The sequence below is a fragment of the Flavobacterium sp. genome (assembly GCF_031409475.1).
Lineage (GTDB): Bacteria > Bacteroidota > Bacteroidia > Flavobacteriales > Flavobacteriaceae > Flavobacterium.
Genome location: NZ_JANNXH010000073.1, coordinates 60,562 through 69,797 on the forward strand (window position 1 = coordinate 60,562; position 9,236 = coordinate 69,797).

5 protein-coding genes and 1 pseudogene are annotated in these 9,236 nt (G+C 30.2%); 3 read left to right on the forward strand and 3 right to left on the reverse strand.

The genetic code is table 11. The features are described 5' to 3' along the window. Positions 1-16: 16 nt before the first annotated feature. Entirely contained in the window at positions 17-1,459 is a 1,443-nt protein-coding gene (locus RMO53_RS14430; RefSeq protein WP_310382054.1) for an acetyl-CoA carboxylase biotin carboxylase subunit, read from the reverse strand. A 125-nt stretch (positions 1,460-1,584) separates the two neighbouring features. Continuing rightward, positions 1,585-2,070 (reverse strand): acetyl-CoA carboxylase biotin carboxyl carrier protein subunit, encoded by a 486-nt coding sequence (locus RMO53_RS14435; RefSeq protein ID WP_310382046.1) that lies wholly within the window; start codon positions 2,068-2,070, stop codon positions 1,585-1,587. A 221-nt stretch (positions 2,071-2,291) separates the two neighbouring features. Between RMO53_RS14435 and RMO53_RS14440 the strand changes: the two genes are divergently transcribed. From RMO53_RS14440 to RMO53_RS14450, 3 genes are read left to right on the forward strand one after another with little or no spacing between them, the layout of a single operon-like run. Beyond that, positions 2,292-4,214 carry a tetratricopeptide repeat protein gene (locus RMO53_RS14440; protein WP_310382048.1) on the forward strand — a complete coding sequence of 641 codons (1,923 nt, stop codon included), beginning with the start codon at positions 2,292-2,294 and terminating at the stop codon, positions 4,212-4,214. A gap of 51 nt (positions 4,215-4,265) precedes the next feature. Further along, the gene (locus RMO53_RS14445) at positions 4,266-5,042 is read left to right on the forward strand and encodes a LytTR family DNA-binding domain-containing protein (RefSeq protein WP_310382050.1); all 777 of its coding nucleotides are present in this window, start codon (positions 4,266-4,268) and stop codon (positions 5,040-5,042) included. 43 nt (positions 5,043-5,085) lie between these two features. Beyond that, on the forward strand, positions 5,086-8,502 hold the full coding sequence (locus RMO53_RS14450) for a T9SS type A sorting domain-containing protein (RefSeq protein ID WP_310382052.1): 3,417 nt from the start codon (positions 5,086-5,088) through the stop codon (positions 8,500-8,502). Between the two features lie 193 nt (positions 8,503-8,695). Here the strand turns inward: RMO53_RS14450 and RMO53_RS14455 are convergent. After that, a pseudogene (locus tag RMO53_RS14455) lies at positions 8,696-9,236 on the reverse strand (radical SAM protein); the annotation flags it as partial.

Here is a 9,236-nt window from a genome sequence, read left to right on the forward strand (position 1 = left end):
TCTCTTTTCTTCACTCTTAATTAATCGGCAATCTCAAGATTTTTTTATCTTCAACATATTGTTTTAAAGCTAACAGTGCAGCAATTTCTGCTTCTTTATCTAATACGGATTTTAATTTTTCAGCATCGTAATAGGCTTTTACAAATCCAGTATCAAAATCGCCCGAGCGAAATGCCTCGTGTTCCATTACAAATTTCCCAAAAGGCAGTGTAGTAGCAACACCCTCAATATGATAATCATCAATTGCTTTAATCATTAATTCGATAGCTTCTTCACGTGTTTTTCCGTACGTTACCAATTTAGACAACATTGGATCATAATATATTGGAACATGCATTCCTTCTTCAATTCCGTTATCAACGCGAATACCTTCGCCTTCAGGCAATTTATACGTACTTAAAAATCCGACATTTGGTAAAAAGTCATTCATCGAATCTTCGGCATACACACGAAGTTCCATAGCATGACCATTAATTTGCAAATCGTCTTGTTTCATTGGTAATTCTTCGCCACGAGCGACACGAATTTGTAATTCTACCAAATCCAAACCAGAAATCATTTCGGTTACAGGATGTTCTACTTGTAAACGTGTATTCATTTCAAGGAAGTAAAAATTTAGTTTTTCATCCATTAAAAATTCTACTGTTCCAGCACCAAGATAATCGCAAGCACGTGCTACTTTTACTGCTGCTTCGCCCATTTCTTTACGTTTTTCTGGAGATAAAATACATGATGGTGCTTCTTCAACTACTTTTTGATGACGACGTTGAATACTGCATTCACGTTCAAAAACATACAGTATATTTCCATGACTATCTGCCATAATTTGTATTTCTATATGACGCGGTTTGGTTACATATTTTTCGATAAAAACAGAACCGTCACCAAAAGCAGAGATAGCTTCACTTATGGCACGATTCATTTGCGATTCAAAATCTTCTTCTTTTTCGACAATTCGCATTCCTTTTCCACCACCACCAGCAGAAGCTTTAATTAAAATAGGAAAACCAACTTCTTTGGCGGTTTTTTTGGCTTCATCAACATTTACAATTGCATGATCAACACCTGGAACCATTGGAATATTGTATTTCATTACCGCCTCTTTTGCGGCTAATTTACTTCCCATCATTTCGATGGCTTTCGATTTTGGTCCGATGAAAATAATATTATTTTCTTCACAAGCTAAAGCAAAAGCGGAATTCTCGCTCAAAAATCCATAACCAGGATGAACAGCATCGACACCCAATTCTTTACAAACTTCAATAATTTTATCACCACGCAAATACGAATGACTTGATGGTGCTTCACCAATCCAAACTGCTTCATCTGCATAGTTAACATGCGTTGCATTTCTGTCGGCACTTGAATAAACTGCTACTGTTTTAATACCCATTTTTTTTGCGGTTTTCATTACTCTAATGGCAATTTCGCCGCGATTGGCTACTAATATTTTGGTGATTTTTTTCATACATTACTTTTTAATTTGCCACGAAGACACTAAGTCGCTAAGTCTTTTTTTAGTAAATGAGTAAAAACTTAAAATACTTTGTGTCTTTGCGCCTTAGTGGTAAAATTTGTGTCTCATTATTCAAATTCGATTAATAATTGTCCTTTATCAACAGCATTTCCTTTATCAACAGCAATTAATTTAATAATTCCATCACGAGGTGAAAGAAAACTATTTTCCATTTTCATAGCTTCTAAAATTAATAACGGATCATTTTCTTTTACATGCTGACCGATTTTGACACTAATTTCGAGAATCAATCCTGGCATTGGTGCTCTGATTGCATTGATTATTTTAGTTCTTCCAAGTTCAATTCCCATACTATGGATTACAATATCCAAAGCATCAGAAATAGCAACTTCATAAGAATTATTATTAACTTTAATAATATATTTTTTTGCAATGAAATCGGTTGAAATAATTTCAGTTTTGAAAGATTTATTATTTTTCAATACATGAAATTTAGCTTTTCCAATGGGAATAGCATCTAAATTTTCAAGGTCACTTTCAGATAAATCAATTGGAGTTCCATGATTAACAGAAAGTTTATAAGAGTTACTCATAAGTGATGTATTTATTTGGAAGTAAATTTATGAAAAAGTTTGTATTATATAGATGATATTTATCAATCCAATTGATATATTGTTATAGTTAAAATGAAATTATAATTAAAAGCAATCAAATAATAAGTCAAAACAATAGAATAATAATTGGGCTAATTTAAACTAATAACTTACTCTATATTTGTATAGCTAAGATAAAATAGTTCATTTTGAAAAATAAGTTGAAAATAATAATCATTTTTGGAATTCTTACTTTATGTAATGTTTGCTTTGCACAACATAGTGAAATAGACAGTTTAAAAAGAGTATTGAAAGTAGTTAAAATAGATACTTCTAGAGTAAATATCTACAATCATATAGCCAATAAGTTTAAAGAAACCAATCCTGATTCGACTGCTTTTTATGCACAAAAAGCAACATTGCTTTCAAAAAAAATAAATTACAAATTCGGTTTAGCAAACTCGTATATCAACAAAGGAAATTCGAATATAATTTTAGGAAATTATAAAAAAGCCAAAGCCGATTTTATAAACGCTCAAAAAGAATACGAATTATTACTTGAAAAAGATACCGAAAATAAAGAATTTAAAAATGGTTTGGCTCGTGCATATGCAAGTATTGGCGTAGTTTTTTCGGAAGAAAGTAATTATTACATGGCTTTAGAGAATTATCACAAAGCCTTGAAGTTGTATCAAGAAATTGGTCAAAAAAACGATATTTCGAAAGCGTACAACAACATCGGAATTGTATATAAATCGCAAGGAAACAACACAAAAGCATTAGATTATTTAAAGAAAGCATATGCAATTCAGTCAGCAACTGGCGAACAATCTGCTGCTGTTACACTAACAAATATTGGCGTTATATATTTTGAATCTGAAAAAAACTCAGAAGCAATAAATTATTATTCGAAAGCGGAAAATTTATTTAAAGAAATTGATAATCAACGTGGATTTGCACTTTTAAACAATTATTTCGGTGATTATTATAAAAAACAAAAAAATACTGAAAAAGCGGTTTCATATTACACCAAATCACTGAATTTATTCGAAGAAATGCAGAACAAATTTGGAGCATCATTAGTTTTATACAATTTAGGACAATTATATTCTGAGCAAAAAAAATACAGCGAAGCAATGCCATTTGCAACAAAATCATTAGACTATGCAAAAGAAATTGGAGTTTTAGATCAAACTTTTCATTCTGAAAAATTAGTAAGTGAACTGTATGCTTTTCAAAATAATCCAACACAATCATTAGTCCATTATAAAAATTATATTATTGCTCGAGATAGCATTTCGAATGAAGAAAACAACAAAAAATTTCTTCGAGCTGAAATGGATTTCGAATACCAAAAAAAGGAATCACTTTTAATAGAAACAAATAAAAGACATCGTCAGTTTACTCTTTTTTCTGTAATCGGAACCTTATTAGTAATCGGATTGGTGTTTGTGATTTTTAATCGAAGACAAATCAAACGTCGTTTAACATTGCAAAAAGAAGTCGCCGAATATGAGCAAAAAGCCCTGCATTTACAAATGAATCCGCATTTTGTATTTAATTGCCTAGGATCTATATCGAGTTTTATTGTACAAAACGGAACCGATTCGGCATTGAAATATTTATCTAAATTTTCAAAACTAATGCGATTGACACTAGAATATTCAAAAGGTGCTTTAATTCCGATTGACAAAGAAGTCGAAAGTTTACAGAATTATTTAGAATTAGAGCAATTGCGTTTTCACAATAAGTTTGAGTTTTCTATAACATCGCATCCGAATGTAGAATTCAATATGGGTATACCACCATTATTGATTCAGCCTTTTGTTGAAAATGCAATTCTTCACGGAATGGTTCCAAAGGAAGGTAACGGAAAAATTGATGTGAATTTTGATGTACAACATAATCAATTAGTATGTACTATTGAAGATGACGGAATTGGATTTACAAAATCGAAAGAGATGAAAGAAAACTCCGTAAAAGCACATCATTCAATGGCATTGGATATTACCAAAAAACGTCTGGAAATTATGGAAGCAACCATTTCAAAATCGGCACAAATAGAAATAAAAGAGTTAATAGAAAACAATGCAGTTGTAGGAACAATAGTTACTTTGCGATTGCCAATACAATATATAAAATAGTTGGCAGTTGTTCCGTATTCAGTTTGCAGACTGAATACTAAACACTGATCAATGAACACTGAGCTTATGATAACAGCAGTATTAATAGACGACGACAAACATTTACGTGAAGGATTAAAAGCACTTTTAGAACGTTACACCAATGAAATAAATATTATTGGAGAAGCCGAAAGTGTAAAAACTGGTGTTGAAACATTAGAAAAATTACAACCTCAAGTAATATTTTTAGACATTCATTTGAGTGATGGAACAGGGTTTGATATTTTAGAACAATTAGCAAAAGGAAAAACGAAATATTCGGCTTACATTATATTTATTACTGCTCATGAGCAGTACGCATTAAAAGCGTTCAAGTTTAGTGCTTTGGATTTTATTTTAAAACCTGTAGATCCTGAAGAATTACAAAATGCTATTGCTAAAATAAAAGAAGCGGTTGGGAAAAATAATTCGTATGATCATATCGATTTATTGTTGGAAAACATACGGAAAAAGGTTGATAATTTTAAACGAATTGCTTTATCTACTAGTGATGGTATTCATTTATTTGAAGTTTCGGATATTATTAGATGTGAAGCAAAAGGAAATTACACCGAATTTTTTATCAAAAATCATAAACCATTATTGATATCACGAACCTTAAAAGAATATGAAGAATTGTTAACAGAACACGGATTTGAGCGCATTCATCAATCGCATTTAATTAATCTTTCGTTTTTAAAATCATATATTAAATCAGATGGTGGTTATGTGATTATGGCAGATAATACTACAATTCCGATTGCACAGAGTAAAAGAGAAAAATTACAAGAATTGATAAAAGCATTATAATTATACTAGAAAATAATTGCATTTATCTCAAAAATAAAAAGTTATGAAAACAACAATAAACATAAAAAAAATTGCTATGAAAAAGTTACTATTTTTATTATTGCTATTTACAGGCATTGCCTATGCACAGCCACCAATAAATACACCCACTGTTTTAATTGGATGTGATGACAACTTTGATGGAATTGCCGTTTTTCCATTGGAGAGTAAAATTTCTGAAATTCTAGGAAGTTTGAATCCACAAGATTATGAAGTCGCCTTTTTTATTTCACAATTAGATGCCAATTCTAATACAAGCAGTATTGCTTTTCCTAATTTATTTTCCAGTACAAGCGGTCCAACTATTTATTGTCGAGTTTCAGAAATTGCAAATCCAACTTTCTATTCTACAACTAGTTTCCCATTGCTTATTGAAACTAGATTGAATACTAATTTTGCAACTGCCAATCAAACTGTTTGCCAAGGTTCATCTGTAACTATTACACTAAATACGGAACCAAATAGTAGAATCTTGGTTTACAACAACGGTCAATATTTAGAAACGGTTTTTTCTACAAACTTAAATACATCTGAAATTGTTATAAATGACATACAAAACACATCGGTTATAAGCATAAATTTTATTGAAGGTGTTTTTAATTTGGGATGTAATCTTTTGAATTCAGTGGAAGAAATTACCATTACAGTTAACCCAACGCCTGCTATAGTTCAACCTTCCAATATGATACTATTTGAAAATCCGTACGATGGAATTGCTAATTTTGATTTAACAACTCAAACAGCAATTATTGAGAATGGACAAAATGATTTAACTATTAATTATTTTACAAATAATACAGATGCAATAAACAACTCAAACCCAATTGTAAATACTAATTCCTTTAGTGCAACAAATGGGCAACAGATTTGGGTTAGAATTGACAAACTAAGTTTAATTTGTCCTAAATTTATTTCTTTTAATCTAATTGTTCAAAATTCAGATTATGTCTATATTCCAGATAATAGTTTTAAAACCAAACTCCTTTCTGCAAATTCAAGTAATACAATTGCAAAAGACACCTCCGGAAATTACGTTACAGTTGACACCAATTCTAATGGCGAAATAGAATTTTCTGAAGCATTAAACATTAGTTATTTAGACGTAAGTCAAAGTAATATTGTAGAAATAACTGGAATTTCAAGTTTTACAAACTTAACGTATTTAGATTGTAGACTTAATCTTGTATTAAATAATTTAGATGTTTCTAATTTAACTAGTTTAACCTATTTAAATGCTTATTATGCTGGATTATCTTCACTAACATTAACACCTAGTATTGTAAATTTAGACATAAGTGCAAATAGTTTAACAGGAAGTTTGGATTTAACATCTTTTACCAATTTACAAACTTTTAAATCTGGTCCTTACAATGGTTTGACTTCTTTAAACTTGTCGGGATTGACTAATTTACTTAGCGTAGATTGTAGTTTTAGTAGTTTAACAACATTAAATGTAGCTGGTTGCTCTCAATTACAAACACTCAATTGTATTGCAAATAATATTTCAAATTTAAATGTAAACGGACTAACATCTTTACTAACTTTTGATTCCACATCAAATCAAATTCCGAATTTAGATTTATCGGTTGCAACTAATTTACAATCTTTAAATTGTAGATCCAATTTAATTTCAACATTGGATGTAAGTTCAAATACTAATTTAACTTTACTTGATTGTAGCGGTAATAATTTATCAACTTTAGATGTAACGAATTGTATCAATATTCAATCGCTATATTTTTATGACAATTCTATTTCAAGTATCGATTTATCAGAAAATATAGCTTTGTCTACACTTGAAGCCAGTTATAATACTCTAACATCATTAGATTTATCAAATAATAGTCAATTAATAGAAGTTTATATGACTAATAACCCATTATTGACTTTTGTATCATTAAAAAATGGAAGTCAAGAAACAATAGTTTTTTTCATCCAAAGTCCAAACATACAATTTGTTTGTGTTGATGATAATGAAATTCCATTTATAGAGCAACAATTAGACATTGCTCTTGTTCAAAATGTTGTTGTAAATTCCTATTGTTCTTTTACTCCTGGAGGAAACTACAATACCATAACTGGAAATATAACATATGATTTTAATAATAATGGATGTGATGCAAACGAAATAATTCAGCCAAATGCTAGAGTAGATATAAATGATGGAACAATGCAAGGAGCTACATTTACTGATGATTTTGGAAATTATACTTTTTTCACTCAAGCTGGCACTTTTGTAATCACTCCAAGTATAGATAATAGTGCGCTTTTTGCAATAACACCTGTTTCAAGTTCAATTACTTTTTCTGACAACAACAATAATACATCTGTACAAAATTTTTGTATAATTGCCAATGGAATAAGTCCGGATGTAGAAATAGTAATTGTTCCTATTGATCCTGCCCGACCAGGTTTTAATGCGAAATATGATATAGTAATAAGAAACAAAGGAAATCAAACACTTTCTGGAGATTTAAATTTCAGTTTTGATGATGCTATTTTAGATTTTATAAGTGCAACTGAACTGCCAGCTCTACAAAATAATGGGATAATTACATGGAATTACTTGGATTTATTACCATTTGAAAGCAGAAATATAATGGTTATTCTCAATGTTAATTCTCCAATGGAAATACCTACGGTGAATAATGGAGATATATTAACTTTTTCAGCTACTGTTAATCCTATAGTTGGAGATATAATTCCTGCTGACAATACGATTATTTTTAACCAAACTGTTGTGGGTTCGTTTGATCCGAATGATATTACTTGCTTAGAAGGTGATACTGTTTCTCCATCACAAATTGGGAACTTTTTACATTATGTGGTAAATTTTGAAAATACAGGAACTTTTATGGCTGAAAATGTTGTAGTAAAAATAGATATTGATCCTGCAGAACTTGATATAGATTCATTACAAATACAAAACACTTCTCATTCAAGTTATGTTAGAATTATGGATAATACAATTGAATTTGTTTTTGAGAATATAAATTTAGAGGCAAAATCTGGAAACCCTCCTGTAGGTGGACACGGTAATGTTTTATTCAAAATTAGATCTAACGATCAATTAATTACAAATGATTATGTTACAAATGAAGCTAGAATATATTTTGATTACAACTTTCCCATTGAAACAAATATTGCACAAACAACTTTTGCTGCATTAAACAATACAATAGCAATTTTTGATGAGAGTATTGTGGTCTATCCAAATCCAACAGTTTCAATTATCAATATAAAAAGTAATCATTCAATCAAATCAGTTGAATTATATGATATTCAAGGTCGAATTTTGATGACAAGTCTTGAAAATTCAAACGAAACAATTATAGATGTTTCAAACCAACAAAACGGAGTTTATTTCTTAAAAATAACTTCTGATGAAGGTAGTAAAGTAGAAAGAATAATGAAAAAGTAGATAAAATTGTTAATTAGTTTAGAATCGCAAATCAGCAATGGTTTGCGATTTTTTTGTGCTTTTTTTTCATTCTGAGGAACAAAGAATTACCAATTGATTTAGATTATGAGAGATTATCTAGGTCTGTTCAAATTGCTTGAGTCTAGTTCAACGAAATTTGATGTTTGTGAATATTCATTACTGATAATTGAAATCACAGCACCAATAACCCAAATTCTCTTAAAGTATAGATAGGTTTGGAATACCAAAACAATTCAAAATCTTCTGAATTGTTTTCGAAATCAGCTTTTATTTCCTGAAAGGAATAGATTTTAGAGTTAGAAGCTGATAGTTTTTGAAGCATTAGTACCAACCATTCTCCTTCTAATTTTGGAGTTTGAATCGTGAAACTTTCCTTTTTGTCGTGAAAAGTCAAAGTCGTCATTTGCCAACTATTTCCTTTTTTGGATTTCGTAAAATGCTCAATAGATGGCTTCCCTCCTAGCCATACGATTTTGGCAGTTGGTTTTATAGTAAAATTTTCTTCCTCTTCTAAAGCATCTGCAATAAAATCAGGATGGATTTTTGTTCTCGGGATTTTGAAGTCAAACCATTCTTGCAGTTCATAGTCAAAACAAATGCCGTGCATAAAATTGAACAGGGATTTCTTCAATCCAAAACTGAATTTATCGTGGTCGATTCCTGTTTTATCAACGAAATTAATATCGTTATTGGCGAAAGTTCCTATGGTTTCG

What these genes read in the sequence shown, in the direction of transcription:
- RMO53_RS14435 (WP_310382046.1), bottom strand. Translation starts at nt 2,070, where the DNA reads ATGAGTAACTCTTATAAACTTTCTGTTAATCATGGAACTCCAATTGAT.
- RMO53_RS14445 (WP_310382050.1), top strand. Translation starts at nt 4,266, where the DNA reads ATGAACACTGAGCTTATGATAACAGCAGTATTAATAGACGACGACAAA.
- RMO53_RS14450 (WP_310382052.1), top strand. Translation starts at nt 5,086, where the DNA reads ATGAAAACAACAATAAACATAAAAAAAATTGCTATGAAAAAGTTACTA.